This window comes from Cyanobium sp. A1C-AMD (genome assembly GCF_024346495.1).
Lineage (GTDB): Bacteria > Cyanobacteriota > Cyanobacteriia > PCC-6307 > Cyanobiaceae > Cyanobium_A > Cyanobium_A usitatum.
Genome location: NZ_JAGQDB010000032.1, coordinates 1 through 24255, shown reverse-complemented (window position 1 = coordinate 24255; position 24255 = coordinate 1). Strand labels below are relative to the sequence as shown.

Annotated in this window: 28 protein-coding genes and 1 pseudogene; 10 read left to right on the top strand and 19 right to left on the bottom strand. The window is 65.0% G+C overall.

Translation table 11 applies throughout. The features are described from left to right. Window positions 1-280 (bottom strand): annotated as a pseudogene (locus KBY74_RS07225) (hypothetical protein); the annotation flags it as partial. Window positions 281-409: 129 nt separating this feature from the next. On the opposite strand from KBY74_RS07225, the gene KBY74_RS07220 reads away from it, so the two are divergent. The 5 genes from KBY74_RS07220 to KBY74_RS07200 all read left to right on the top strand — a co-directional run bounded on the left by KBY74_RS07220 (window position 410) and on the right by KBY74_RS07200 (window position 3406). Next, window positions 410-559 carry a hypothetical protein gene (locus tag KBY74_RS07220; protein WP_254942104.1) on the top strand — a complete coding sequence of 50 codons (150 nt, stop codon included), beginning with the start codon at window positions 410-412 and terminating at the stop codon, window positions 557-559. Between the two features lie 55 nt (window positions 560-614). Beyond that, window positions 615-1382 carry a TerC family protein gene (locus KBY74_RS07215; RefSeq protein WP_254942103.1) on the top strand — a complete coding sequence of 256 codons (768 nt, stop codon included), beginning with the start codon at window positions 615-617 and terminating at the stop codon, window positions 1380-1382. Then, window positions 1379-1726 carry a DUF6464 family protein gene (locus KBY74_RS07210; protein ID WP_106501557.1) on the top strand — a complete coding sequence of 116 codons (348 nt, stop codon included), beginning with the start codon at window positions 1379-1381 and terminating at the stop codon, window positions 1724-1726. Before KBY74_RS07215 ends, KBY74_RS07210 begins: the two co-directional genes overlap by 4 nt. A gap of 142 nt (window positions 1727-1868) precedes the next feature. Beyond that, window positions 1869-3125, top strand: coding sequence for a DEAD/DEAH box helicase (locus tag KBY74_RS07205; protein WP_254942108.1), 1257 nt, complete (start codon window positions 1869-1871; stop codon window positions 3123-3125). A 77-nt stretch (window positions 3126-3202) separates the two neighbouring features. Further along, entirely contained in the window at window positions 3203-3406 is a 204-nt protein-coding gene (locus KBY74_RS07200; RefSeq protein ID WP_106501558.1) for a hypothetical protein, read from the top strand. Window positions 3407-3409: 3 nt separating this feature from the next. On the opposite strand, the gene KBY74_RS07195 is transcribed toward KBY74_RS07200, so the two are convergent. The 12 genes from KBY74_RS07195 to KBY74_RS07140 form a co-directional block, all read right to left on the bottom strand. Further along, entirely contained in the window at window positions 3410-3616 is a 207-nt protein-coding gene (locus tag KBY74_RS07195) for a hypothetical protein (RefSeq protein WP_254942102.1), read from the bottom strand. A gap of 90 nt (window positions 3617-3706) precedes the next feature. Beyond that, window positions 3707-4732 (bottom strand): methionyl-tRNA formyltransferase, encoded by a 1026-nt coding sequence (fmt, locus tag KBY74_RS07190; RefSeq protein WP_254942101.1) that lies wholly within the window; start codon window positions 4730-4732, stop codon window positions 3707-3709. 10 nt (window positions 4733-4742) lie between these two features. Further along, window positions 4743-6119, bottom strand: a complete 1377-nt coding sequence (locus KBY74_RS07185; RefSeq protein WP_254942100.1) for a TldD/PmbA family protein — start codon at window positions 6117-6119, stop codon at window positions 4743-4745. 2 nt (window positions 6120-6121) lie between these two features. Beyond that, window positions 6122-7501: a TldD/PmbA family protein gene (locus KBY74_RS07180; protein WP_254942107.1), complete on the bottom strand. Its 1380-nt coding sequence runs from the start codon at window positions 7499-7501 to the stop codon at window positions 6122-6124. A 162-nt stretch (window positions 7502-7663) separates the two neighbouring features. Then, entirely contained in the window at window positions 7664-8782 is a 1119-nt protein-coding gene (gene acsF, locus KBY74_RS07175; protein WP_254942099.1) for a magnesium-protoporphyrin IX monomethyl ester (oxidative) cyclase, read from the bottom strand. A 48-nt stretch (window positions 8783-8830) separates the two neighbouring features. Next, window positions 8831-9247, bottom strand: a complete 417-nt coding sequence (locus KBY74_RS07170; protein ID WP_254942098.1) for a DUF2996 domain-containing protein — start codon at window positions 9245-9247, stop codon at window positions 8831-8833. Between the two features lie 74 nt (window positions 9248-9321). After that, a complete protein-coding gene (locus tag KBY74_RS07165; protein ID WP_254942097.1) occupies window positions 9322-9810 on the bottom strand; it encodes a hypothetical protein in 489 nt (162 codons plus the stop codon). Window positions 9811-9837: 27 nt separating this feature from the next. After that, a complete protein-coding gene (locus tag KBY74_RS07160) occupies window positions 9838-10521 on the bottom strand; it encodes a flavin prenyltransferase UbiX (RefSeq protein WP_254942096.1) in 684 nt (227 codons plus the stop codon). A 3-nt stretch (window positions 10522-10524) separates the two neighbouring features. Then, entirely contained in the window at window positions 10525-12861 is a 2337-nt protein-coding gene (locus tag KBY74_RS07155) for an RNB domain-containing ribonuclease (RefSeq protein WP_254942095.1), read from the bottom strand. Window positions 12862-12996: 135 nt separating this feature from the next. Beyond that, window positions 12997-13299 carry a TMEM165/GDT1 family protein gene (locus KBY74_RS07150; RefSeq protein WP_106501567.1) on the bottom strand — a complete coding sequence of 101 codons (303 nt, stop codon included), beginning with the start codon at window positions 13297-13299 and terminating at the stop codon, window positions 12997-12999. A gap of 15 nt (window positions 13300-13314) precedes the next feature. After that, window positions 13315-13665, bottom strand: coding sequence for a TMEM165/GDT1 family protein (locus KBY74_RS07145; protein WP_106501568.1), 351 nt, complete (start codon window positions 13663-13665; stop codon window positions 13315-13317). Further along, a complete protein-coding gene (locus KBY74_RS07140; protein WP_254942094.1) occupies window positions 13662-14033 on the bottom strand; it encodes a YkgJ family cysteine cluster protein in 372 nt (123 codons plus the stop codon). The genes KBY74_RS07145 and KBY74_RS07140 overlap by 4 nt, the downstream gene beginning before the upstream one ends. An 85-nt stretch (window positions 14034-14118) precedes the next feature. Here KBY74_RS07140 and psb30 point away from each other — a divergent pair, with 85 nt between their 5' ends. Next, entirely contained in the window at window positions 14119-14292 is a 174-nt protein-coding gene (gene psb30, locus KBY74_RS07135; RefSeq protein WP_254942093.1) for a photosystem II reaction center protein Ycf12/Psb30, read from the top strand. Here psb30 and KBY74_RS07130 read toward each other — a convergent pair. Together KBY74_RS07130 and recJ are read right to left on the bottom strand one after the other, a co-directional pair. Continuing rightward, window positions 14271-15596: a chloride channel protein gene (locus KBY74_RS07130; RefSeq protein ID WP_254942092.1), complete on the bottom strand. Its 1326-nt coding sequence runs from the start codon at window positions 15594-15596 to the stop codon at window positions 14271-14273. The two genes, psb30 and KBY74_RS07130, sit on opposite strands and share 22 nt — an antisense overlap. A gap of 1 nt (window position 15597) precedes the next feature. Next, the gene (gene recJ / locus KBY74_RS07125; protein WP_254942091.1) at window positions 15598-17499 is read right to left on the bottom strand and encodes a single-stranded-DNA-specific exonuclease RecJ; all 1902 of its coding nucleotides are present in this window, start codon (window positions 17497-17499) and stop codon (window positions 15598-15600) included. Between the two features lie 97 nt (window positions 17500-17596). Here recJ and KBY74_RS07120 point away from each other — a divergent pair, with 97 nt between their 5' ends. Genes KBY74_RS07120 through KBY74_RS07110 form a run of 3 tightly spaced genes read left to right on the top strand, consistent with a single transcriptional unit; the run spans window position 17597 to window position 19490 of the window. Continuing rightward, complete coding sequence (locus tag KBY74_RS07120) at window positions 17597-18349, top strand: HAD-IA family hydrolase (RefSeq protein WP_254942090.1); 753 nt, start codon at window positions 17597-17599, stop codon at window positions 18347-18349. Continuing rightward, a complete protein-coding gene (locus tag KBY74_RS07115) occupies window positions 18346-18693 on the top strand; it encodes a DUF565 domain-containing protein (RefSeq protein WP_254942089.1) in 348 nt (115 codons plus the stop codon). Before KBY74_RS07120 ends, KBY74_RS07115 begins: the two co-directional genes overlap by 4 nt. Continuing rightward, complete coding sequence (locus KBY74_RS07110; protein WP_254942088.1) at window positions 18693-19490, top strand: hypothetical protein; 798 nt, start codon at window positions 18693-18695, stop codon at window positions 19488-19490. Before KBY74_RS07115 ends, KBY74_RS07110 begins: the two co-directional genes overlap by 1 nt. A gap of 50 nt (window positions 19491-19540) precedes the next feature. On the opposite strand, the gene KBY74_RS07105 is transcribed toward KBY74_RS07110, so the two are convergent. Further along, window positions 19541-19720: a 50S ribosomal protein L32 gene (locus tag KBY74_RS07105; RefSeq protein WP_106501574.1), complete on the bottom strand. Its 180-nt coding sequence runs from the start codon at window positions 19718-19720 to the stop codon at window positions 19541-19543. A gap of 118 nt (window positions 19721-19838) precedes the next feature. Between KBY74_RS07105 and ftsH the strand changes: the two genes are divergently transcribed. Then, window positions 19839-21671: an ATP-dependent zinc metalloprotease FtsH gene (ftsH, locus tag KBY74_RS07100; RefSeq protein WP_254942087.1), complete on the top strand. Its 1833-nt coding sequence runs from the start codon at window positions 19839-19841 to the stop codon at window positions 21669-21671. Here the strand turns inward: ftsH and KBY74_RS07095 are convergent. The 3 genes from KBY74_RS07095 to thrC all read right to left on the bottom strand — a co-directional run bounded on the left by KBY74_RS07095 (window position 21609) and on the right by thrC (window position 24251). Continuing rightward, on the bottom strand, window positions 21609-22577 hold the full coding sequence (locus KBY74_RS07095; RefSeq protein WP_254942086.1) for a cupin: 969 nt from the start codon (window positions 22575-22577) through the stop codon (window positions 21609-21611). The two genes, ftsH and KBY74_RS07095, sit on opposite strands and share 63 nt — an antisense overlap. A gap of 62 nt (window positions 22578-22639) precedes the next feature. Further along, window positions 22640-22915, bottom strand: a complete 276-nt coding sequence (locus tag KBY74_RS07090; RefSeq protein ID WP_396111488.1) for a MoaD/ThiS family protein — start codon at window positions 22913-22915, stop codon at window positions 22640-22642. Between the two features lie 70 nt (window positions 22916-22985). Continuing rightward, window positions 22986-24251 carry a threonine synthase gene (gene thrC, locus KBY74_RS07085; protein ID WP_254942105.1) on the bottom strand — a complete coding sequence of 422 codons (1266 nt, stop codon included), beginning with the start codon at window positions 24249-24251 and terminating at the stop codon, window positions 22986-22988. Between the last annotated feature and the right edge of the window lie 4 nt (window positions 24252-24255).

Genomic DNA, 24255 nt, shown 5'->3' with positions numbered 1-24255 from the left:
TGAGCAGCTCCTTGCGCCGTAAGGGGGGTGGTGCGCTGGCGGGTTCGCTGCCATCGGCAAAGCCTTCTAGGGCCTGTAGGTAGGCCAGCAGGTCCCCATAGCTGGTGAGTCGGTTGCGGTTGGGGTGGCCGAATACTCGCTCGAGATAGACGGCCTCCTGTTCGCGATTCCAGCCGAGCCGCTGCAGCTGTAAATCCAGTCTGGCCAACTCGCTGCTCCAATCCTCCGGGTCGGCCGGCGGTTCTTCGATCGCCTGGGCCGGCGGGGGGCTGGGCGCCACTGGGCGCTCGGCTTGGGGTTTGGGCTGAACCTGGGGGGGCGTACTACTTATCCGGACGGGCGTGGGTGTGCTCGCAGTGGGTGCGCTTGCAGTAGGGGTCGCGGCCACTGGAAGGTGTTCACCCAGGCGTTGGCGGGCGCGGTCTTCTGCAGCCTCGGCGGTTGCTGCTTCGCCCAGGGCCGCGTCGATTACCTGGCCAGCTCGGCTTATTTGCACCACTACTACTCGGCTGCCTGGTTCGGCATGGAGCAGCTGGACGTTGAACTGCAGTTCGCCTAACGGATGCTCCAACCCAGCTTTCTAGAGTGGATCCCATCTTGACCCGCTGCAGCCCGTGGAAGCGGAGTCGATCCAATCCCTCACCCCCCTGCTGAACCAGGCAGACCAGTGGCGTGAGGTGCTGTTGTTGCTGCCCCTGTTGGTGGCCTTAGAGGCGGTGCTCTCCGCCGACAACGCGATTGCCTTGGCGGCGATCGCCCGGGGCCTGGAGGATCCGGCCCGTCAGCGCCAGGCCCTCAACCTCGGCCTGGCCTTGGCCCTGGTGTTTCGGCTTGGTTTGATCGTGGCTGCCCGCTGGGTGCTCAATTTCTGGCCGCTGCAACTGGCGGCGGCGGCCTATTTGCTGTGGCTTTGCGGGCGCCACCTGCTGCTGGTGTGGTCTGAGCCAGAAAAGGCGGCCGGGGAGGCCGGTGCAGCCGATGGCGCTGCCTCTGATGGCGCCAAGCCCGGCTCGCTGCACCACGCCGGGCTTGGCTCAATTGTGGCCACCCTGGCCCTTACCGATCTGGCTTTTTCGCTTGACAGCGTTGCCGCAGCGGTGGCGGTGAGTGATCGGCTGTGGCTGGTGATGGCCGGTGGGGTGATCGGCGTTATCGCCCTGCGACTCACCGCAGAGCTGTTTATTCGTTGGCTTGAGGTCTACAAGCATCTGGAAACGGCCGGCTACCTGGCGGTCGGTCTGGTGGGTATGAAGCTGCTGCTGCGCCTGGGCCTGCCCCAGGTGGTGCCGCCGGAGTGGCTGCTGCTACTGCTGGTGGCTGCCTTGTTTACTTGGGGCTTTTCGGTGCGCCTGCCTCTGGCGCCGAAACCGCTGGAGCCATGAGGGTGGAGCTGCGCCAGATCGGCAGCGATCGCCTGCTCGATTGGCTTGAGGTGCCAGAGCTGGCTGAGGTGCCCCATCCGGGCCGTTGGCTTGAGGCTGGCGGCCGCAGTTTTCTGGTGCTGCAGCGGCGCCACCGCTATCAATTGCGCAATGGGTGCTACGAACTTGCCAGTGTCGCTCTGCAGGTGAAGCCCCAGCGCCAGCCCACCGATGCCCGCTGGTGGCAAAACCAGTGGGTGATCGGGAACCCCGATTGCCGTTTCAACGCCCGCAGCCCGCTGCTGCGCTGTGCCGTGCTTCCCGATGGCCCATGCGAGCGCTGCAGCCACTTCGCCGGTCCCTAGGGTGGGGGATCACGCAACACCTGCAATCCGTCAGCCCTCTCCACGATCCGGCACAGAGGTTGCCGATTCCAGTCCGGCGGCGGTGGACGCTGCTGCGCTCAGCAGCGATGCTCCCGAGCTGCTCGACTTTGCATCGTTTGGGCTGGGTGAGCCGATCTTGAAGGCGGTAACCGAAAAGGGTTACACCAAGCCCTCACCGATCCAGGGCCAGTGCATCCCGGCGGTGCTGGCGGGTCACGACGTGATGGCGGCGGCCCAGACCGGCACGGGCAAGACCGCCGGTTTCACCCTGCCGATGCTGGAGCGGCTGCGACACGGCCCCCACGCCCGCGCCGGCATTGTGCGCTCCCTGGTGCTCACCCCCACCCGCGAGCTGGCTGCCCAGGTGGGCGAAAGCGTGCGGGCCTACGGCCGCTACCTCGATCTGCGTAGCGACGTGGTGTTCGGCGGGGTCAAGGTGAATCCCCAGATTTCCAGGTTGCAGCGCGGCACTGACGTGCTGGTAGCTACCCCGGGCCGGCTGATGGACCTCTACCAGCAGAAAGCCCTGCGGCTCGACCGGGTCGAGATCCTGGTGCTCGATGAGGCCGACCGGATGCTGGATATGGGCTTCATCCGCGATATCCAGAAAATCCTGGCCCTGCTGCCGCCCAAGCGTCAAAACCTGCTGTTCTCAGCCACCTTCTCTGGGGATATTCGCCGCCTTGCCACTGGCCTGCTGCACAACCCCGTGCAGCTCCAGGCCACTCCCGAAAACCGCACCGCTCCCACGGTGGAGCACCTGCTCCATCCCTGCGACATGGATCGCAAGGGTGATCTGCTCAGCCACTTGATCAGCAGCAACAACTGGCAGCAGGTGCTGGTGTTTTCACGCACCAAGCACGGCGCCAACCGCATGGCCGAGCGACTCACCCGCGAGGGGATGTCGGCTTCAGCTATCCATGGCAACAAGAGTCAGGGAGCTCGCACTCGAGCCCTGGCCGACTTCAAGGCTGGTTCTTTGCGGGTGCTGGTGGCAACAGACCTGGCGGCTCGGGGCATTGACATTCACCAGCTGCCCCACGTGGTCAACCTGGACCTGCCGAACCAGGCCGAGGACTACGTACACCGGATCGGCCGCACCGGCCGGGCCGGCCACAACGGCCATGCAATTTCCCTGGTGGCAGCAGAGGAAAGTGAGCTGCTGCGGGCCATTGAGCGCATGATCGGCACCCGTCTGCCACGGCAGGAGGTGCCGGGTTTTGAGCCCAAGGTGCTCTCTGCTCCACCCCTGGATCTCAGCGGGGGTCGGGGTAAGGGCAGGGGCGGTGGTGCTCGCCGCGGTGGACCCCCAGCCGGACCCTCCCGCAGCGGCAGCGGCGACGGTGGCCGCCGGGGTCGCTACAGCTCTGGGCGCTGATCTAGCCCTAACGGCAGCAATCGACACACCGGCTAAGGGTTGTCTCCGCTCGGATGGAGCCGTTGAAGTCTCCCCCTATGCCATACGAGCCCGGATCCCCTGAATGCCGCGTCCTGATCGACTGCAAGGTTCAGATTGAGTCGATGCTGCTGGCCCTGGGGCGCATCGACAACAGCCAGCACATCCGCGACCAGCTGTTGTCTGTGCACAATCAACTTGAGGGGCTGCACGCCATCCACCGCAAGGCAGTTGCCGCTCCCCTGGCTGCGGGCGAGCCTTGAGGATCAACCAGCTGCCTGGGCAGCTAGGAGCCCGCGATTTTGCCGCCCCATTTCAAAACCTTGACAGGTGGCATAGGCGCTGGCCAGGGTTGCAACCCGGCGGCGCCTGTGGGGCTGTTGCTCATGGCTGACCACGTAGTGGCCTGTCGTTTCCCTGTAGATCAGGCAACCATTGCCGGTTTCGCCGACGTAGGACAGTTCGTTTCCCATGGTTCCCGAGCAAGGTCTTCTTCCTCTCTAGCTGCGGTTGCTGGCGTCGAAAAGTGAGGGAGCCCTAACAACACAGAACTTAAGTTGGCTCTAGGCGCCCCCAAGCTGATCCCCTGCGCTGCAGCCCAGTTGTTGCAGCAAGCTCTGGCCTTGGGCAGGTGACTTGCCCTCCAGTTGGGCTGCTCGTACCAGCAATGGGCAGCCAGCAGTGCCAACCACCAGGCCCGCATCGGCAGCAAGCGCCAGCACGGTTCCGGGTGCCGCTGCTGCCGACAACACTCCTGGCTCCGCTTGTAAGCAGCGGGCTTCTGGGCTCAGTTGAGAAGCGAGCCTGGCGACCAGAGGTTCGGTGGCTAGAAGTTTCAGCCGCTTGCCCTGCCACTGGGTGACAGCGCCGGGGTACAGGCCCATCACCCGACGATGAATTTCCAGAGCCGACTGGTTCCAGTCGACTAACAAGTCGTCTTTGGTGAGCATCCGGGCGTAGCTGAGGCCCACTTCTCCCTGGACACGAACCCCGAGCCGGGCTAGCCGTTCGGTTTCTGGTCCCGTTCCGGCGGTTTCGATGCGCGGCAGGGCCTCTACCAGCAGCTCGGCGCTGAGCTGGGCGAGCCGCTGCCCCAGCTGCTGGGCGTTCTCCAGCAGGCCAATGGAAATAGAGCGCTCCAGCAGCACTGGCCCGGTATCGAGGCCTTCCTCCATGGCCATAACTCCTACGCCAGTGCTGCTGTCGCCCTGCAGCAGGCACCACTGGATCGGTCCGGCGCCACGCCAGCTGGGCAGTAGGGAGCCGTGGGCGTTCCAGCAGCCCAGGGGGGGCTGGGCAAGCACCTCAGGCGGCAGGATCTGGCCAAATGCCACCACCACGGACACATCGGCGCCGAGGGCGCCAAGCCTGGCCTGGAGCTCGGGCTCGCGGCGGATCCGCTCCGGCGTGAATATCGGCAGGCCTAGCTCCAGGGCGCGGGCCTTGACAGGACTTGGCAGTAAATCCTTGCCCCGCCCCCGCCGCCGATCTGGCTGGGTAACCACCCCCACCAGCTCGTGCCCTGCCGCCACCAGCGCATCAAGGCTGGGCACGGCGTAGGCGGGGGTGCCCCAAAACAGGATCTTCAAGGACAGATGATCAGGCCTCGCCGGTGATCGAGAGCCCTTCCACCCAGACGTAAGGGCAGAGGCCATCTGGGGTGATCTTGGCCAGGCCTTCAAAGCCGACGATCGCCTTCATCACGGTGCGGATGTCGCCGGCGACGGTGGCGGCTTCGATCGAGCGGCTGACCCCACCCTCAACCAACCAGCCGTCAAAGGGCAAGGAGAAGGAACCCTGGCTGGCTTTAACTCCAGCATGCAGAGCTGATAGGGAGTCGATCACCACAACGGGGCCAGAATGGTTTAAGCGGTCTAGCCCCTGCTGGCCGCCGTCGCTGCCAGGGGTAACGCCAATCTCGAACCAATCGGCCCCCACCGACACCTTTGCTCCCATGCCGGCATGGCCGGTGGGCGCCACCCCAAATGCTCGGGCCGTGGCTTCCGAGTGCAGGAAGTTTTTCAGCACGCCGCCAGCCACTAGATCCAGGGGCGCGGTGGGGGTGCCCTCGCCATCAAAGGCAGAGGCGCCCACATTGCCGGGGTGCAGGCCGTTATCGCGGATGCTCAGAAAGGGCACAGCCACGCTGTCGCCGAGGGAGTCGCGGTGGCTGAGGCTCACCCCATCGAGCACGGCCCGGGCATTGAACAGGCTGCTGAAGGCCCCGATCAAGTCGAGGAAGGCTTCCGGGCTGAAAACACAGGTGTAGTAGCCGGTTTCGATCGGTGCGTAGTCAAGGTGGGCGATCGTGCGCTCGGCGGCCTCTTCGATGCAGCCGGCGATGTCGAGCTCGGCGGTGCCGTAGGCCAGGCGCACGGCACCGGAACTGCGCGGTTTGCGACCGGCTTCCTCTGCCCTGGCGTAGAGGTAGAGGCTGGCGGTGGTCAGGGTCTGGTGGCGGCAGGCCCCCTCGCTGTTGAGATAGAGGCGCTCGCTGCTGCGCTGGGCCAGGCCGTTGTAGGGAACTGTGCCGATGGCTATATGGCGATCAAGCAGTTGCCGTTCGGCCTGTTTGAGGGTGTCCAGCAGGCTGAGGATCGGCTGGGGTTGATGCAGCGGTTGATCTAGTGGGGCCAGGGGTGCGGTGGCCAGGGTCGAGAACGCCGGGGTTTCCTCCGCATTGCCAAAGGCGCTGGCGTCGCGGGCGCCGCTCAAGGCCCGGGCCAGGCCGGAATCGCTGAGGTCTGAGGTGCTGGTAATGCCAACTAGGCCGTCGCCGTTCCACACCCGCAAGGTGATGGCGCTGCGTTGGGCCCCTTTCATCTGTTTGGCTTCGCCGCGGTCCACCTGCACGGAGGTGTCGGTGCTGCAGGAGGCGCCAAGATCCCATTGCTGGATGCCAGCGCCCTGGGCGAGTTGCCGCAGCCGGCCGCTGAGGGCCTCGGCGTTCAGGGTCTGGATGGTGGGCTGGGTCATGGTCAGCGTCCTCCCACGGTGATCGAATCCACCTTGATGTGGGGCTGGCCGACGGTCACGAAGATGCTGCCGCTCACGGAGCCACAGAAGCCCGCTGCTAGTTCCAGGTCGTTGGCGCACATTGAAATGCGCGGCATCACCTCCTTGGCTTCGCCAATCAGGGTGGCCCCCTTTACCGGTTTGGTGAGCTGGCCGTTTTCAATCAAGTAGCCCTCCTCCACGGCGAAGTTGAACTGGCCGGTGGGGCCGACGCTGCCGCCGCCCATCGATTTGCAATAGAGCCCCTTGTCGACGGAGCCGATCAGCTGCTCCGGTGTGTGGGGGCCGGCGGCGATGAAGGTGTTGCGCATGCGGCTGGCAGCGGCAAAGGTATGGCCCTGGCGCCGGCCGCTGCCCGTGCGGCTGTGGCCGGTGCGCAGCTCGCCGGCTCGATCGCTGAGGAAGCGCTTGAGAACGCCGTTTTCGATCAGCACGGTGCGCTGGGGCTCCATGCCTTCGTCGTCCATGGAAATGGAGCCGAAGGCGCCGGTGCTGAGGCCTTCATCGATGGCCGTGACGGCCTCGTGGGCAATGGATTGGCCAACCATCTCAGCAAAGGGGGTGGTGCCCCGCTCCACCTGGGTGGTTTCCAGCAGGTGGCCACAGGCCTCATGAAAAATCACGCCGCCGAAGCGGTTGGCCAGCACCGCAGGCATCTGACCGGCTTCGACGTAATCGGCGTAGAGCATGGTGCCCACACTCGAGCACACGTCCTGGGCGGCGGCGTCCGCGTCCCATTGGCGCAGGTCATCGGGGCGATCGGAGGTGCCGTAGCGGCGGCCGAGGCCGGCGCGGTGGTCGCCGTCGGCGGCAAGCACGTTTAAACCGAGGGACTGGTGCAGGCGGATGTCGCGGGCAAAGGTGCCATCACTGGCAGCAACCAGCACCGACTGCCAGTCGCGGGAGTAGCTGCCGCGCCTGGCCTGTAGGTGGCTGCCGTGGTGCTCGAGGCGGCAGGTGCCCTCCAGCAGCTTCAAGGTGGCTTCAGCTAGGGAGGGGCAGCTATCAAGCCAGTCCAGCTTGGCGGCGGCGAAATCGCGCATCACCTGCAGACCTTCGAAAGGGCTGGAGTTGCTGCTGCTGTGGCTCAGCCCGAGCATGCCGAGGGCTTGCTCAAGGGCCTGCATCAGGCCGCGATCACTCAGGTCGTTGGTGCTAACAAAGCCATCGCGGTCGCCCAGGAACACCCGGATACCAGCGCCCATGCCGAAGGCGGGGCTGACGCTGGTGATGGTGTCCTGCTCAGCCAAGACGCCGAGGTGGTCGGTGCGCTCCAGGAAAATCTCAACTAAATCGGCACCTGCTGCCCTGCCGCTCGCCAGTAAGGCCTCCAGCCGCAGCATCCAGCTTTGATCAAATGCATCTGCCACTACCGCTGCCGACTGGGCTGCAGCCGACTGGAGAACAACCGGTTTAGAGGCAACCAAAAGAACTCAGCGAAGGAATGATGTAACTGAAGGTCGGGCAAAGGCAGGCCAGGCCCAAGAAAAAATCAGCGCACTTGCTCAGCGAACTGAGGGCTGGAATTGCTCGCTGCGGATAGCAGGGGTGAAATAAAGCTTGGCCATTTCTGCGCCATTGGCGATCCAATAAGGCAGTTTGCGCAAAACTTTTATTGCTCCAGGAGCGCTGCTTGCGTCGGCCTCGCTGAGCTTGGCGTTGTTGCTAACCAGGCGCTCTAACCGAGTGTAGAACTTGGGATGGTCAACATTCAGCACCACGGGGAACACTCTGGCGGAAGTCTCGTTGGTTTTAGCAATCACGACCTTGTCGTATTCGCGAGCATCGAGGCCCAGGGCTTCGTAGAACTCTTTGCGAGCAACATCTCGGACATACATGGTGGCAAACACTGCCAGCAGGAAGAAGCGGCACCAGTGTCTGGCGGTGAAGCCCCGCACGGTGTCTGGCTGAGCCTTCATCAAGGCATCAAAGAAATCGCCGTGGCGGTTCTCGTCTTGGCACCAATTCTCGAAGAAGTTAAAGATCGGGAAGATCTTGCTTTCTGGGTGTTGCTCTAGGTGACGATAGATGGCGATGTAGCGCCAGTAGCCAATCTTCTCGCTCAAGTAGGTAGCGTAGAAGATGAATTTAGGCTTGAAGAAGGTATACGACTTGCTGGCGGTCAAGAAGCCCAAGTCCAGTTGCAGCCCAAAATCTCCCATTGCTTTATTGAGGAAGCCAGCATGGCGGGCCTCGTCGCGCGCCATGTGAGCAAAGCACTCGGCAAGCAGCGGATTTTTGGTTTTGATGCGGCGGCTGAGCTCCTTGTAGAGCAGGAAGCCAGAAAATTCAGAGGTGCAGCTCTGCTCAAGAAACTCAACGAAAACCCTGCGGGTATCAGGATCTAGCTTCTCGGCTGCCCCCTCAAACTCGCCGTTGCGCACGAAGTGGTGGCGGTTGTAGTCCTTGCGGAACTCCTCGCATATGGCCTCAAGCTCCACCTCATTTGGCCGCAGATCCATCGCCGCCATGGCGTCGAAATCTGTGGTGTAGAAGCGGGGCGTCAGGATCGTGTCCTTGGCCGGATCTTTGACGGCTGGTGCACCGGGCGAGCCCACAGAGGCTTGACTGGGGCTGGCGGTATCTGTGGCAGTTTCGGTGGCAGTTGCGGCTGGAGGCACCATCGAGGCTTGCGGCTTACGGCAGTTCCTGCATCGTAGAGGGCGTGGCCGTCAGTTCGGGCCGAGCCATTTCTGACCGTTGAGCCGCTGCACCAGCCGCGATACCAGCAGCGCCAGGCTCATCTTCTTCTCGTCGATCAGAAACGACTCCAGCAGGCTTGGCTGGCCGCCTGCCTCTGCCAAAGCCACCGTTTTGGCTGAACTGATATCTGGTTTGGTGAAGCACAGCCAAAAGCGACGCCGACCCGGCAGCTCCCCTTGAACCATCCAGCACTCCGAACCCACCACGGGCATGGCTCCTTGCACAAAGGCCAGTTCGGCAGCAGCTCCTCCGTAGCCCTGTATCTCCTTGGCCAGGGCCGGGATCAGTAGCTGGGGCACAAAGATCTCAAACGGCTGGTCTTCCACTGCAGGCGGTTTGGCCTTTGCGGGCTGATCTTTGGCAGCTGGCTGGGCGGATTCGCTCACCGTTGCAGGCCCCTTTCGGCATCGTCCTTGGACTTTACGCAGGTTGCCAGGCGCTGGGTTGCCCGGCAGCTCGCTCACCAGTCGTCACTGCTGGGGCTGTCCCAGCCATCACCCACGGCAGCGGCCTGGGCCACGACCGGTTCGCCTGCTGGAGCTGGGGTGCTGCCTTTGCGAATCACCCTGAATGGCACGGCAACGATTGGGGCTGGTTCGCCAGGGGGTCTCGGCGGCCCGGCGGCGGCTCGAGGGGCTGGCCTTGCTGGCTCGCTTTGGTTTTGCTGCTGCGGCTGCCTCCAGTTCTCCTCGGGGGCACTGGCGCCGCCGCGCACTTGACGGCGCAGGGTGAGCGGCCCACTGCGCAGGGCTAGGGCGGCTCCGGCGGCGCTCAGCCCGGCTCCCGCGCTGGCGGCCAGGGCTATCCAGGCTCCGATTGGCAGGGCCGGGCTGGTCCAAACCAGCAGGCGCAGGGCCGCATTGGGTCGGGGGTTTAGGGCGCCTACCAGCAGCGCCAGCAGCAGGGGAGCCAGCAGGGGGAGCAGCAGCAGGCGTTGCAGCAGGGCCAATGGATCGACTGGGGTGAGGAGGGCGGCCTAGGGGGAAGTAGTCCCGGCGGCTGGTGCCCCAGGGGATCCTGGCTGGTGCGGCGGCCCCTGCCAACGGCGCAGGTTGCCGAGCTCGTAGCCGAGCACGTCAAAGACGCGGATCACCAGAAAATCCACCATGTCTTCGATCGATTGGGGTTGGTGATACCAGGCAGGCACCGGCGGGGCGATGCGGGCACCAGCCTCGGCCAAGGCCGTGAGGTTGCGGAGGTGCACCAGGCTCCAGGGGGTTTCCCTCGGGCAGATCACAAGGGGCCGCCCCTCCTTGAGGTGAACATCGGCGGCCCGCTCCACCAGATCCAGGGCTACCCCAGAAGCGATGCGCCCCACGGTTCCCATGGATGCCGGCAGGATCACCATGCCGCGGGTTTTGAAGCTGCCACTGGCAATGCCAGCGGCCTGGTCGTTCCAGCGGTGGCAGCGCAGCTGCCCGGTGCTGACAGCGGTGCGTTCCCGCCAAAAGGCTTCCTGGGCATCAGGTTCTGAGGGCACCCTCAGCCCCAGTTCGGCCTGCCAGACGCCAATGGCTCCGCGCGAGGTGACCAGCTCCACCGCTTCTCCCGCCTCCAGCAGCAATTGCAGGGCCCGCTGGGCGAGGGGCTGGGCCGAGGCGCCAGAAACGGCCAGCACCACCGGCCCCGTTCCGGAGCTGGTTCCGGATGGCCGAACCATGGCTCAGACCTCGCTCAGCACCGCGATGGGCGCGAAGGGGTCGATCTCGTCATGGTCCTGGTTTTGGTCCTGGTTTTGGGGATAGGAGTAGGCCGTCTCGCTTTCGTAGCCCTCGGGCAGCACCACGGCCAGGTCGATCTGGTGGCGCAGGGCATCCACCTTCTGGATCTCCACCTGCACCTGGTCACCCAGCATGTATGTGCGACGGTTTTTGCGCCCCACCAGGCGGTTTTGGCGGGAGCGGTACTCGTACCAGTCGTCCTTGAGGGAGCTGACGTGCACCAGGCCTTCCACCTGGGAAGGGGGTACCTCCACGAAGAAGCCGTAGCTCTGCACACCGCTGATTACCCCAGGAAGCACCTGCCCCACTAAGGGCTCGGCTTGGCGGGCCTGCAGCATGGCCAGCAGGTCGGCCTGTAGTTCAGATAAAAAGCGGCGCCGGCCATTGAGACGCTGCACCAGCCCATGCTCCTGCACTTCCAGGTAGGGAGTCAGCTGGCTAGGGGCCAGCAGCGGCCAGTCGATGGCGCCGTGGCAGGCATCCGATGCCAGATCGACGGTGGTTTTGTGGCGCACACTGGGGCGGTCCTTGCCCTCGGTGAGCAGCAGCACCAGCAGTTGCTGGTTCCAGAGGTCGGCGTAGTGCAGGGTTGGGCAGCACCAGGGGGCAAGGGCCGCCCCCTCTTCCAGCAGGCCAGCTAGGGCATGGGGGCCGGGGCTGGTGCTGAGCTGGATCGGTTTGAGGATGGCCTGCAGTTGCTGCTGCAGGGCCCGGCTGCGGTCGGTGCCAGCAAAGGCGGCGGCCAATTCAGCCGCACTGGCATTGCCCTCTTCGCTCAGCTCCAGCGGGATGTCGAGGGCCAGAGCAGCCCGGGCAACGTCGTTGAGGTCGCTGGGGTCCGCCAGGGCATTGGTGGCATATATCGCCGGCAGTTCCAAGGTTGCCAGGTGCTGGCCTAGGGCCTGATCGGCCAGCAGCACCGCTTCGCGCATCAGGGCCAGGGGATGGTGGGGCTCCAGGCTCACAAGCCAGCCAGCTAGGGCGCTGTCGGGGCCGGGCACAGCCAGATCTCCCAGGCTGTCGATGGCTGGCAGGGGCAGGTTGAGGTCGAGGGATCCAGCCGCTTGCCGCCGTTGGCGCAGCAGGCCAGTGACAACGATGAGCTGCTCCAGCAGGCCCAGCTGCTCCTTCAGCCCCTTGAGTGCCGCTGGCACGGTGCGGCTCTTGGGTTTGCGCTCCGCCAGGGCATTTAGTGCTTCCAAACCGACTGCCGCCACGGGATTGATCTGGCTGCGGCTGAAGCGGTAGTGCTCAAGGCTGCCGTCAGTGCCCAGCTCCAAGGCCACCGACAGGGCCTCCTGCACCTCGCCCACCTTGAAGGAACTGGCCTTGGCCAGGGCTGGACTCAGCAGCGGTAGCCACTGGTTTCCGGTGCAGTAAGCGTCAGCCTGGTTGCGAAGCCAGCTGTCCAGGGTGCTGCCGGCGCTGAAGCGCTCAGCGATGGCGGGGGTGTGCACCCACAGGGTCCAGCCGCCGTCGCGCTCCTCAATGCCCAGGGCTGGCAGAGCGGGGGCTTCCTTGCCGCTCCATGGTTCCAGCAGCAGGGTGGCCTTGGCGGTGAGGTCGATGCGCTCCTTGGCGGCCAGGGTTTTGAGGGTTGCCCGGGGTGGCTGGGGGCGGCTGTGGAGCCGGTGCTTGGTCAGCAGCAGGTCGAGGTCGGCTGCTTCCCCTCCATTGACAGGCAGGCTGCGCGCCACGTGACCCTGAGGGGCAAATTGCCCCACCGGATAGCGGTCCACCAGCACTTCCACCACCGATGCCTGTTCGCCATCGAGATGGGCGGCGTCGCCGGCTGGCAGCTCCACCGCCGTAAGCAGGCGGTCGTCTAGGGGGGTGGCCACCAGACGCTCATCCTGCTGCTCGACCTGGGCCAGCAGCGAGGTGGTGTGGCGCTCAAGAACGCACTGCACCCCGCCCTCAGGTGAGCGGCGACGGCCGCCTTCGCGGGTCACCTTCACCAGCACTCGGTCGCCATTCCAGGCGTGGTTGAGCTGGTGATCGCGGATGTAGATGTCTTCGCCGCCGTCTTCGCGCAGGGCAAAGCAAAAGCCTTTGCTGGAGCAACGCAGCCGCGCGGCGATCAGTTCAGGGTCTTCGCGGCGGGCGACGCCGGCCTCACTGACCTCCAGCAGGCCAAGGCGGCTGAGGCCGTCGAGGCCGATCTGAAGCTGCTGCTTTTCAGCTTTTTGGCTGATGCCCAGGGCTTTTTCCAGCTTTGTCAGCGGCAGGGCTTCCTGGGCGGGCAGCTGGTCGAGCAGGTCGGCGACCGTGAACTTCATCGATGGGAGGGCTGGTTGGCAGGGGGCCGCCCCGGAGAACCCGGGGTGCAGGGGCGGTGGCTGGACTGAAGCCGGTTGATGGCGGACTGGACTCGGAGCGATGCCCACGGCCGCCAAGGCCTTCATTTGCTGATATTAATCAGCTGACGATTCTTCGGCTTCCGGGCTGCTCGATCGCTGGATCAGGCGTGCGCCGATCACCAGAAAGCCAACCGAGGCTGCCAGCTGCAGGGCATTGGTGGGGATTACGGCGGATAGGGAGCCGCCGGCGGCTGCGCCCAGCAGGCTGGCCAGCACCAGGGCAGCGGAACTGCCGGCAAACACCGCTCCAGGGCGGGTTGAGGTGCCACTGATGGTCACGATGGCCAGCTGGGTTTTGTCTCCCAGCTCAGCCAAAAACACTGTGGCGAAGGTGGAAGCGAGCAGGGCGAAGGGCATGGCGTAGCGCTGCGGTTAGGAGAGGGGAAGGTCGGAGGGGCTTGGAACCAGGCCCAGTACGGCTTGCCTGCCCAGCCACAGGCCCAGGGCCACCATCAGGATTCCCGCCAGGCGCTCCAACTGCTGTGGTGGCATCACCTTGGCGAGCCAGCGGCCCAGTAACACCCCCACCAGGCTGGAGCTAATCAGGGCCAGGGAGGCACCAACAAACACGACAACTGGCCTGCCTGATTGGGCAGAGAGCAGGAGGGCGGCGAGCTGGGTCTTGTCCCCAAGCTCAGCAAGGAAGACCGTGGTGAAGGTGGTCAGGAAGGCGGCACCCCAACTGCCTGCCCGGTTGGCGCTTGGATCGGGTTCGCTGCTCATAGACGCTTCCGTGTGGCACGCCTAAAGCGCTTCATTACCCTGCCACGGCCTCCGTATTCACTGCGGATCTGCTGCAGGCAGCAGCCAATAGCCAGGCGGTCGCCGGCGCCTGGATCGTCAACCGTGCCAAACAGCTGCACCAGGTTGGCCACGTTGCAGAAGTCAGGTCGGTCCGCATAGATGCGGCAACTACGCGCGCCGGTGTTGAAGTTGATGCACCAGCCATCGGGGCCAACCATGGCCAGATACTGCTCCTGCTGCTCTGGGCTAAGCGCCTCGATTGCTTCCTGACGCAGACTGGGATCCAGCCGGCAGCAGGCTCCGCAGCCGCTGATGCATCCCCAATGGGCCCGATCGTCCCTGGCCATCCTCCTGCAGCGAGTAACTCCATTCAGCCACAGCTCAAGGCTCTACTGCCGCTGTGACAAGCCGTCACAGAGCCTGCCGGCAGGCATGGGCAGCTGGGATCGACCCCTAACCTGTGCCCACAGCGACTACTGCTCTAAGGCAGCAATCTCCATGGGTATCGACTTCCACCTGATCGCCAATTTTGCAGCCCTGGCGCTGATCACCCTGGCTGGTCCTGCCGTGATCTTCGTGCTCTTCTACCGCCGCGGCGCACTCTGATCGCCACTTCGGCCGAGGTTCCAGAGGGCGTGATAAATCGGCTCAGGCTGGATCTGGCGGCCCACATAGGCGCCCACCACGGCGCTCAGCAGGATGCCGAAGAGCCACTGCTGATCCCCTGCCATGCGCAGGGCAAACAGCACCGTCATCAGGGGCAACTGGGTAGCCCCGGCTAGGGCTGCCGCCATACCTAGGGCCAAGCCAAGCTCGCTGCTGTCCCCAAGCAGCTCCAGGCTGCCGCTGCCAAACAGGGCACCAATGGCGAAGGCTGGATCAATCAGGCCGCCGGGTATTCCCGCTGCCAAGGCCAAAATCGGTGCCACCACTCGGGCTGCCACCACCAGCAGCCAGCCGATGACGCTGAGGGGCGAGCCGGGCACCGGCAAGCTGCCGCGACCTTCAAGCAGCTGAGCCATCAGGGCTTCGCCATCGCCACCGCTCCAGCCACCGCTGGCCACGGCGATCAGGCCAAGGGCCCCTCCCAGCCCCAGCCCCCAGGCCAGGGGCCGTTGTCGTACTCGCTGGCGCAGTAGGGCCGAACTCCGCCAGAGGATGCGGCTGAACAGGCCGCCCAGCAGGCCGCCACCCACCCCGACGGGCAGGGCCCATAGCAGTTGCTGCCATTCCGGCTGGGTGGTCTGAACCATGCCCAGGGTGAAAAGTGGTGTGCCAGCGAGATTGCTCACCAGGGCTGCTGCTGAGCAGACCACTACTGCCGGCCACAGCACGGCTGTTTGGAAGCGTCCGGTGAGTTCCTCCACCACAAACACAGCTCCCATCAGCGGGCTGTTAAAGCCCCCCGCTAGGCCGGCGCCGGCGCCGATTGCCATCAGAGTCTGGGTGCTGAGTTTGGCCAGCAAGCGGGGGAAGCGTTGCCGCAGGGCGTAGGCCACTGCCGCTCCCAACTGCACCACGGGGCCCTCGCGGCCGAGGGGCATCAGGGCCAGGCTGGCCGCCGACCAGATGCAGAGCCGCGCCACGGTGGCGAAGGGTGCCATCAAAGCAGCGGCCTGCTCGGGATTCTCGAGGCTCTCGATTGTTTGGGGTATGCCCGAGCCCGAACCCCGGCCCCAGGGGCCGGCCTGAAGCCAAAGCAGCGCTGGCATCACCAGCACCGGCGCCAGGGCGATCGCCAGGCCCTGCAGCGTCCAGGCCCCGCCGGCAAAGTTGGGCAAGCGCTGCAGCAGCAGCTCCTGGGCGTGGTCCACCAGATTCAGGGGCCAGCAAGCCAAGCCCACCAGCAGCCCTAAAAGCAGGAGCTGCAACAGGAAGTGGAGCTGGCCGCGGTTTAGGGGCAAGGACATCTCAGGCGACCAGGCCCAGGGCCAGGGCAGCATCGTGCATTAGGGCGCGCACGTAGGGGTGGTCGTGGCTGGCGCCCTCGGCGCTTGTGAGTTCGTCGCCGGCCGCATTGCGCACCACCAGCCCAGCCCCCTCGCGGCGACACCAGTAGGTGCGGTTGTGGTGCTGCAACACCACCTCACCACCATTAACGGCTCCACCAGCGCTGGCTCGCAATCCCACCAGCTCCAGCTGTAGCCGCTCCTCTCCCTGCCAGGAGTCGAGCCGCAGGCGGTAGGCCACATCTACTAGGGCCGGCAGGTTGGTTTCACCCTGCCAGCGCCAGCCCATGGCGCGCAGGCTCGCCTCGCCCTGGCGCAGCTCCAGTTGCAGGTGGCCGCCGCGCAACAGCTTCTGGGTCGCCACCTGGCAGCCCTGGCTCCAGAACACGGGCTGGGGGTGGCCGATGCCGAAGGGCTCGAGCCGTTGCAGCTGGCGGTAGAAGCTGCGGTTGATCTGCTCGAAGCTGAGCAGGGCTTCCGGTTCTACCGGGGTGCCATGGCCTGCCTGCTGCAGCCAGGTTTGGGCCAGTTGGTTGAGTTGCTCGTGCAGGGCGGCCACCTGCTCGGCGCGCACGGTGAAGCCCCCGGCGGCGGGGTGGCCGCCGAAGCGCTCCAGCAGGGGCGCGCACTGCTGCAGGGCCCCGTCCACCGCAAAGCCCCGGGGAGCCCGCACCGAGGCCCGCAGGCGGCCGTTGCCCTCGCCAGCGAGCAGGGCGGCGGGCAGGCCGAAGCGCTCCACCAGCCGGGCGGCCACGATGCCGATCACGCCGTGGTGCCAGTGGTTCTGGGCCAGCAGCAGGAAGGCCGGGCGCTGGGGACCATCGGCCTCGAGCAGGGCCAGGGCCTCGGCTTCGATGGCGGTGCAGAGGTCGCGGCGTTGGCGGTTGAGCGCCTCGCAATCGCGGGCCAGGGCCAGGGCCCGGCTTGGATCTTCGGTGGTGAGCAACTCCACCACCAGCTGGGGATCACCAAGCCGGCCGACGGCGTTGATCCGCGGCGCGATCTGGAAGCCCACCGCCTGGGCATCGAGGGGCGTCTCGTCGAGGCCAGCTAGCTGTTGCAGCGCCTGGAGCCCCACCAGGGGGCTGCGGCCCAGCTCGGGCAGGCCATCGATCAGCCAGCGCCGGTTTACCCCCACCAGCGGAGCCATGTCGGCGATCGTGCCGATACAAAACAGATTGAGAGCAATCTGCTGGCCGTCGGTGTGCCGCAGGCTTTGGCAGAGCGCCGCCGCCAGCACATAGGCCAGCCCCACCCCCGCCAGGCCCCGATAGGGGGATCCGGCCGGGGTGCGCTGGGGATGGAGCAGGGCCAGGTGCGGCGGCAGCGGATCGGGAATCGTGTGGTGGTCCGTGAGGATCGCCTCGACGCCAAGGGCTTGGGCCCGCTCCAGGGCCTCAAGGGCAGACACCCCGTTGTCGACGGTCACCAGCAGGGCGACCCCCTGCTCCGCCAGCTTCTCCACCATGGCGGCGTTGAGGCCGTAGCCGTCATCCATGCGGCTGGGGATCGCCGCGATCGGCCTGGCGCCAAGGCGCTGCAGCACCCCCACCAGCAAGGCCGTGCTGGTCATCCCGTCGGCGTCGTAGTCGCCGCAGATCGCCACCGCTTCCCCCTGGCTGCAGGCGCGCTTCAGCCGCGCGACGGCCTTGGTCAGGTCGGGGAAGTGACGCCCGGCCGCCGGTGCCGCCTCCGGATCCAGCAGGGCGGCGATGGCCTCCGGGCTAGTGAAGCCCCGGCGGCTGAGCAGCGCCAGTAGTGGTTCGGGCAGGGGATCGCTGGCCGGCGCTGCCTGCAGGGCGCCAGGCGCCAATGGAGCGGGCAGGTGCCAGCGTTGCTCTTGGAGGGCTGGCAGCAACGACATAACAACCGGTACCAAGTCATTGTGCGGGACCTGCTGCTAGGCCGCATCCCCCAGAAGCGATGAGCCCTAGCCTGATAAGCCCTGGTGCGAGCAGCTGATGGCCCTGCAAGCCCTGCTCTGGGATGTCGACGGCACCCTGGCGGAGACCGAGCGGGATGGCCATCGCTTGGCCTTCAACCGGGCCTTTGCAGACGTTGGTGTGCCGCTGCATTGGGATGCCGCCCGCTATGGCGAGCTGCTGGCCATCAGCGGTGGCGGGGAGCGGATCACTGCTGCTCTCGCGGAGCTGCTGGGGGAGCCGCCGCCGCCCGAGATGGTCGCTGAGCTGCAGGCCCGCAAGCAACACCATTACGGAGCTCTGGTGGCCGCCGGCGAGCTGCGGCTACGCCCCGGGGTGGCCGAGCTGATCGCTGCTGCTGGAGCAGCTGGCCTGAGCCAGGTGATCGTGACCACCAGCGCTCGCGCCGCGGTGGCGGCCCTGGCGGAGCATCTGCTGGGGGGGCTCTGCCAGCACTTCGCCTTCTGGGTGTGCGGCGAAGATGTGGCCCGCAAGAAGCCCGATCCGGAGGCCTACCGGCTGGCCCTGCAGCAGCTGGGCTACCCCGCCAGCACGGTGCTGGCCTTGGAAGATTCCGGCAATGGTCTTGCGGCCGCCGCCAGCGCCGGACTGGCCTGCCTGCTCACCCTTAGTCACTACGGCAGTGCGGAACCGCCGCAGCGCTTTGCGCGGGCGCGGGCGGTGGTGGATCAGTTGGGCGCCGGGGCGGCCGTGCTGCGGGGGCCCGCTTGTCAGGGCGGGCAGATCACGCTCTCCTATGTCCAAGCCTTGCTGGAGGATTCGCCCACGTGACGCGTTCGAACCTGCAGCCCACCCGCTTCAATCGGGCTATCGAGCGGCTAGGAGCCCAGCTGCTGGGCAATCTGAGAGGCAATTGGCGCCTGCGCAGCAGCGTGGTTTTGGCCCTGCTGCTGGGCTTCTACGCCGGCAGCAATCTCACGGCATACGTGCTGCTGCAGATCCCCGGTGGGCGCCCGATGGCGGTGCTCGCAATGGTGCTGCTGGTGGAGCTGGTCGTGCGCGTGCGCGGCCGTTTGGTTCGAGCCACGCCCGGACTCGGCTGGGTGCTGGTCGACAACCTGCGCATTGGCATGGTGTACGCAGTGGTTATTGAGGCCTTCAAGCTCGGCACCTGATGGATTCCCAGCTAGATCGCAGGTTTGTGCAACCCCTGCTGGCCCAGTTGCAGCTGCTGGGCAGCAGGGGCCAGCGCGCGGTGCTGGCCCTCAATGGGCCGGTGGGAGCTGGCAAATCCACCATGGCTCGAGTGCTGCAGCAACGGGCCGCCGGCCTGGGGCTGGGGCTGGCAGTGGCCTCAATCGACGACTTTTACCTGCCCTGGGAGCAGCGGCAACGAGCGCTTGAAGGCAACCCTTTTGGAGTATCCAGGGTGCCGCCGGGCTGTCATGACGTGGCCTTGGCGCTGGACTGTCTCGACGTCTGGCAGGCCGGCGGAGCCCTGCGGCTGCCTCGCTTTGACAAGACCCTGCGGGGTGGACTGGGTGACCGCTCTTCTGAGGAAGTGGTGGAAGCGGAGGTGTTGCTGTTGGAGGGCTGGCTGCTCGGTTGCCGCTCCCTGGGCAGGGAAGCCCTTGCCACTATTCAGCCTCCTGCAGGGCTGAACGCCGAGGAACTCGCCTGGCTTCCCCACTGGGACCAAGCTCTTGAGGCCTATCAGCAGCTTTGGCAGCGCTGCGCCCAATTGTGGCTGCTGCGTCCCCAAAGCTGGCAGTCACCGCGCCGTTGGCGCCTGCAGGCGGAGGCAAAACAGCGGCGCCGCGGTGAAGCCTGGTTGCCGGCGACTGAGCTGGATAGCGTGGTGCGCGCCAGCCTTTGTTCCCTGCCCCCATTCCTCTATCAGGATCCCCTGCTTGATCTAGCCAGTGGCTACGCAGTGCTGGACAGCCGCCGCTGCTGGATTGGTGGCAGCTGAATTTGCAGCAGCTGCGTTAGCTCAGAGACCTAATTGATTATTCGGAACGATCAGCTTTCGCCGTCGTCGCCTTCCTCATCTACCGGATAAATGAAGCCTTGGGCCTTGCCGCTCAGCACTGCCTTGCCGATGGAAAGAGCTTTCTGAGCTGCCACTGCCGCCTTGCCCTTCCAGGTGGCATGGCGCTGATTGCGCTTGCCCTGGGAAGTTTTCTTCTTAGGAACAGCCATTCCGGCCTACTACATCAAACCAAGATCTTCCGTTGTCGCCTGGCCTTTCGTCAAATCGCTAAGCTCAGTGCAAAGACAGAACCTAGTGAGCGACAGCATTTCTCCAATTGGGCAATCCATGCGGTTGAACGGACTATCGCCTCGCGACCCTGCTCCCTCCTACAGCCAGTTGCTGAAGGATCTGCGGGCGGGCAAGGTCAAGGATCTGGAGTTGTCGTTGCGGCAGCGGGAGGTGCGGGTGCGCTTCGACGACGGACGCCAGGCCACGGTGCCGGTATTCAGTAACGATCAGCTGCTTTTGCGCACTGCCGAGCAGGCGAAGGTGCCCCTCAACGTGCGCGACGACCGGGCTGATGGCGCCACGGCTGGTCTGGTGGCTAATGGCTTGTTGGTGCTGTTGCTTTTGGCTGGACTTGCTCTCCTGATCCGTCGCTCAGCCCAGGTGGCCAATCGGGCCATGGGCTTCGGCAGCAGTAAGCCCCGGTTGCAGGAGGAGGGCGGCGTGGCGGTGCGATTTGAGGATGTGGCCGGTATCGGTGAGGCCAAGGAGGAGCTGCAGGAGGTGGTCACCTTCTTGAAGGAGCCAGAACGCTTCACCGCCGTGGGCGCCAAGATCCCCAAGGGTGTGCTGCTGGTGGGGCCACCAGGCACTGGCAAAACCCTTTTGGCCCGAGCCATTGCCGGTGAGGCGGGCGTGCCGTTTTTCTCGATGGCCGCCTCCGAATTCGTTGAGATGTTCGTGGGGGTTGGTGCCAGTCGGGTGCGAGACCTATTTCGCAAGGCCAAAGCCAAAGCGCCCTGCATCATTTTCATCGACGAAGTAGATGCGGTCGGTCGCCAGCGAGGTGCTGGTATCGGTGGCGGCAACGATGAGCGGGAGCAGACCCTTAACCAGCTGCTCACCGAGATGGATGGTTTCGCGGATAACTCCGGCGTAATTCTGCTGGCGGCCACAAACCGACCTGATGTGCTCGATAGCGCCTTGATGCGGCCCGGTCGTTTTGACCGCCGCATCACCATTGACTTGCCAGATCGCCGCGGCCGTGAGGCGATCCTTGCGGTCCATGCCCGTAGCCGCCCCCTGGCTGGCGCGGTGTCGCTTTCGGCCTGGGCCAGCCGCACCCCGGGCTTTTCTGGGGCCGATCTAGCCAACCTGCTCAACGAGGCAGCCATCCTCACGGCACGCCATCACCAGAGCGAGATCGACGACAGCGCCCTAGCCGGTGCCCTCGAACGCATCACCATGGGCCTTACGGCGGCACCGCTGCAGGACAGTGCCAAAAAGCGGTTGATTGGCTATCACGAGGTGGGCCATGCCCTACTCACCACCTTGGTGCCGAAGGCCGACCCCCTCGACAAGGTGACCCTGCTGCCGCGCTCAGGCGGAGTTGGCGGCTTTGCCCGAATGATGCCAGACGAGGAGATCCTCGACTCCGGGTTGATCAGCAAGGCCTACCTGCAAGCCAGGCTTGTGGTTGCTTTGGGTGGCCGCGCAGCTGAGCTGGTTGTTTTTGGTCCCGCTGAGGTGACCCAAGGTGCCAGTGGTGATCTGGATATGGTCACCCGCATCTGCAGGGAGATGGTGACCCGCTACGGCTTCTCCAATCTTGGCCCGGTGGCCTTGGAGGGGGATGGGGCTGAGGTTTTCCTCGGCCGAGACTGGTTGCGTTCCGAGCCGCCCTATTCGCGAGAAACCGGCAATCGCATCGATGCCCTGGTGCGCGAACTGGCTAGCTCAGCCCTCGACCAGGCCGTGGCCTTACTGCAGCCACGCCGCGCCTTAATGGATGAGCTGGTCGAAATGCTGATCCGAGATGAAACGATCGAAGGTGAGGCTTTCAGAGCGGTGGTAACAAGCCATGAGGAGGCCCATCCGCAGTCGGCTGGCTCAGCTGTTGCCCTGCAGGCCACCGGAAAAGCGGATGTCGAGGCTGCGCAAGTAGGTGTGTAGGGCCGCATCCTGAATCGGCAGCAACCGGGAAATCCGCTCGCTGCTGTTCACATGGGCGTGCCAGTAGCCAGGCGGTGTGATGAAGGCCCCGCCGGAATGCCAGTCAATGCGGCGGGGATTGGCGATGGCGCCGCTGGCATCGAGCTCCGTGCCCACCAGGGTGTAGCAGCCCGGGTCGCAATCGATGATTAGATCAAGGGCCACTGACTGGTGCCGGTGTGGTGGCTGGATGGCGCCAGCAGGGACCACTCCGAGCATGGCCCAAAGGGTGTGGGTAACGGTGCGGCTTTGGGGCAGATCGCTGTTAGCCAGCAGCAGGCTCAGCCGGTTGCTGCGAGCGGCGCTGGGATCGGCGAGTAGCAGGTCTAGTTCGCGCTGCAGCAGGGCGGCGGGGTAGTGGGTTGGATCGAAGCGGGCGGTGCTGGCCTCTACGCCGAGGTGGCTTAGCAGGGGGCCGTCGTGCACCCAGTAAAGAACGCTGGTGGCCTCTGCAGTTAGCAGGGGGGGCTCGCCAGCTGGTAATACAAAAAGATCTCCAGCGCTCCAGTCAAGCTGCGGCGTGCCAGCACGCTTGAGGCTGCCCGATCCTTGCAACACATAAAACAGCAAGCTGGTGGCGTTCGCCGCTGCCTTGAGGCCTTCACCAGCTTCGATGCGCAAAAAGTTGGCCGATAGGCCAGGGCTGGTGGCCGGGGCGCTACAGCCGAGCTCGCTGCTGAGATCGAGAGGCAGCACCGCTGTGGGCCCTGACTGGTGCAGGGCTGGGTCCCATTGGCGCAGGGGGATCGGTTCAGTTAGCCCAGCTCGCACCGGATTGGCAGCTTGCCGGTAGTCGAACAACTCGGCCTTTGCTTGCCACTGGGCGGAGCCGGTAGTGGGGATCGACTGGATCGGGGCCTGGGTCATTGCTCTGGCTCCTCACGGGATCTGAACACTATTAGGACTTGGCTCGCGCTTGGAGGCTTCGGTCAGCCGCCGGCCACGGCGGGAACAATCGAAACCTCATCGCCGTCGCTGAGGCTGGTGGCCTGGTTGTCGAGGAAGCGGATGTCCTCACTGTTTACGTAGACGTTGAGGAAGCGGCGCAATTTGCCGGCCTCATCGCACAACCGACCCTTGATCCCCGGATAGCGGCCCTCGAGGGCATTGATCAGGCCATCCACATTGGAGGCATCGAGATCAACACTGGCCTCGTCGTTGGTGAACTTCTGCAGGGGGGTGGGGATCAGAACCTGAACTGCCATGGCGGGGATGGGAGGGGCGTGGGGAATGGTTGGGGTGATCAGTGCTAGCGGTGATCAGTGCTGCTGGTAATCAGTGCTGGTGGGAGGCTTGCGCTTTTGCCCAGGCCGCTTTGAAGCTGTCGAGCTGGGCCTCAATCAGGTAGGGCTCGCCGATGGAGGAGGCGATCGCCTCAGTCGTCTTGAGACCGTTGCCGGTGATGTAAGCCACGGTGGTTTCGTCAGGATTGATCTTGCCCTGCTCCACCAGCTTTTTCAGCACGGCGATGGTGGTACCGCCTGCCGTTTCGGTGAAAACGCCCTCTGTTTCAGCCAGCAGCTTGATGCCCTCGATGATCTCGGGGTCGCTGACTGCCGCAATGCTGCCGTTGGTTTTGTTGGCGATGTCGATGGCGTAGGGACCGTCTGCCGGGTTGCCGATGGCAATCGACTTGGCGATCGTGTTTGGCTTTACCGGAGTTATGAAGTCCCGACCTTCCTCGAAGGCCTGGGCGATTGGTGAGCAGCCCTCGGCCTGGGCGCCGCTGAAGCGCACGTGCTTCTCCTCTACCAGCCCCACCTTGATGAATTCATCAAAACCCTTGCGAATCTTGGTGAATAGGGAGCCGGAGGCCAAGGGCGCCACGATGTGGTCTGGCAGTTGCCAGCCCAGTTGCTCGATCACCTCGTAGCCCAGGGTTTTTGAGCCCTCGGAGTAATAGGGGCGCAGGTTGATGTTGACGAAGCCCCAGCCGAAGGTGTTTGCCACCTCGGAGCAGAGGCGATTCACCTGGTCGTAGTTGCCATGCACCGCCATCAAGGTGGGGTTGTAGATCAAGGTGCCCAGCACCTTGCCTAATTCCAGATCGCTGGGGATGAACACGCAGCAGTCGAGGCCGGCGTGGGCGGCGATTGCTGCGGTGGAGTTGGCCAGGTTGCCGGTGGAGGCGCAACTCACCGTGGTGAAGCCCAGCTCCCGGGCGCGGGTGAGGGCCACACTCACGACCCGGTCCTTAAACGAAAGCGTCGGCATGTTGACGCCGTCGTTCTTGATGTAGAGGCTCTTGAGGCCGAGGCGCTTGGCCAGGTTGCCGGCTTTGAGCAGTGGCGTAAAGCCCGTGCCTACATCAATTGGATCGCCTTCAATCGGCAGGAATTCGCGGTAGCGCCAGATAGACGCGGGCCCCGCCTCGATCGTGGCCCGGCTCACCCGATTTTTGATCGCCTCGTAGTCGTAGACAACTTCGAGCGGTCCGAAGCAGACGTCTTCGCAGACGTGGCGAGCGCTCGCTTCGTAGGGATGGCCGCATTCCTTGCAGCGCAATCCGGTGAAGGTGGAGCGGGAGAGGGTGGCAGTCACAGTC

What these genes read in the sequence shown, in the direction of transcription:
- KBY74_RS07210 (WP_106501557.1), top strand. Translation starts at nt 1,379, where the DNA reads ATGAGGGTGGAGCTGCGCCAGATCGGCAGCGATCGCCTGCTCGATTGG.
- KBY74_RS07200 (WP_106501558.1), top strand. Translation starts at nt 3,203, where the DNA reads ATGCCATACGAGCCCGGATCCCCTGAATGCCGCGTCCTGATCGACTGC.
- KBY74_RS07195 (WP_254942102.1), bottom strand. Translation starts at nt 3,616, where the DNA reads ATGGGAAACGAACTGTCCTACGTCGGCGAAACCGGCAATGGTTGCCTG.
- KBY74_RS07185 (WP_254942100.1), bottom strand. Translation starts at nt 6,119, where the DNA reads ATGACCCAGCCCACCATCCAGACCCTGAACGCCGAGGCCCTCAGCGGC.
- KBY74_RS07180 (WP_254942107.1), bottom strand. Translation starts at nt 7,501, where the DNA reads ATGCTGCGGCTGGAGGCCTTACTGGCGAGCGGCAGGGCAGCAGGTGCC.
- acsF (WP_254942099.1), bottom strand. Translation starts at nt 8,782, where the DNA reads ATGGTGCCTCCAGCCGCAACTGCCACCGAAACTGCCACAGATACCGCC.
- KBY74_RS07160 (WP_254942096.1), bottom strand. Translation starts at nt 10,521, where the DNA reads ATGGTTCGGCCATCCGGAACCAGCTCCGGAACGGGGCCGGTGGTGCTG.
- KBY74_RS07155 (WP_254942095.1), bottom strand. Translation starts at nt 12,861, where the DNA reads ATGAAGTTCACGGTCGCCGACCTGCTCGACCAGCTGCCCGCCCAGGAA.
- KBY74_RS07150 (WP_106501567.1), bottom strand. Translation starts at nt 13,299, where the DNA reads ATGCCCTTCGCCCTGCTCGCTTCCACCTTCGCCACAGTGTTTTTGGCT.
- KBY74_RS07145 (WP_106501568.1), bottom strand. Translation starts at nt 13,665, where the DNA reads ATGAGCAGCGAACCCGATCCAAGCGCCAACCGGGCAGGCAGTTGGGGT.
- KBY74_RS07140 (WP_254942094.1), bottom strand. Translation starts at nt 14,033, where the DNA reads ATGGCCAGGGACGATCGGGCCCATTGGGGATGCATCAGCGGCTGCGGA.
- psb30 (WP_254942093.1), top strand. Translation starts at nt 14,119, where the DNA reads ATGGGCAGCTGGGATCGACCCCTAACCTGTGCCCACAGCGACTACTGC.
- KBY74_RS07130 (WP_254942092.1), bottom strand. Translation starts at nt 15,596, where the DNA reads ATGTCCTTGCCCCTAAACCGCGGCCAGCTCCACTTCCTGTTGCAGCTC.
- recJ (WP_254942091.1), bottom strand. Translation starts at nt 17,499, where the DNA reads ATGTCGTTGCTGCCAGCCCTCCAAGAGCAACGCTGGCACCTGCCCGCT.
- KBY74_RS07120 (WP_254942090.1), top strand. Translation starts at nt 17,597, where the DNA reads ATGGCCCTGCAAGCCCTGCTCTGGGATGTCGACGGCACCCTGGCGGAG.
- KBY74_RS07110 (WP_254942088.1), top strand. Translation starts at nt 18,693, where the DNA reads ATGGATTCCCAGCTAGATCGCAGGTTTGTGCAACCCCTGCTGGCCCAG.
- KBY74_RS07105 (WP_106501574.1), bottom strand. Translation starts at nt 19,720, where the DNA reads ATGGCTGTTCCTAAGAAGAAAACTTCCCAGGGCAAGCGCAATCAGCGC.
- ftsH (WP_254942087.1), top strand. Translation starts at nt 19,839, where the DNA reads ATGCGGTTGAACGGACTATCGCCTCGCGACCCTGCTCCCTCCTACAGC.
- KBY74_RS07095 (WP_254942086.1), bottom strand. Translation starts at nt 22,577, where the DNA reads ATGACCCAGGCCCCGATCCAGTCGATCCCCACTACCGGCTCCGCCCAG.
- KBY74_RS07090 (WP_396111488.1), bottom strand. Translation starts at nt 22,915, where the DNA reads ATGGCAGTTCAGGTTCTGATCCCCACCCCCCTGCAGAAGTTCACCAAC.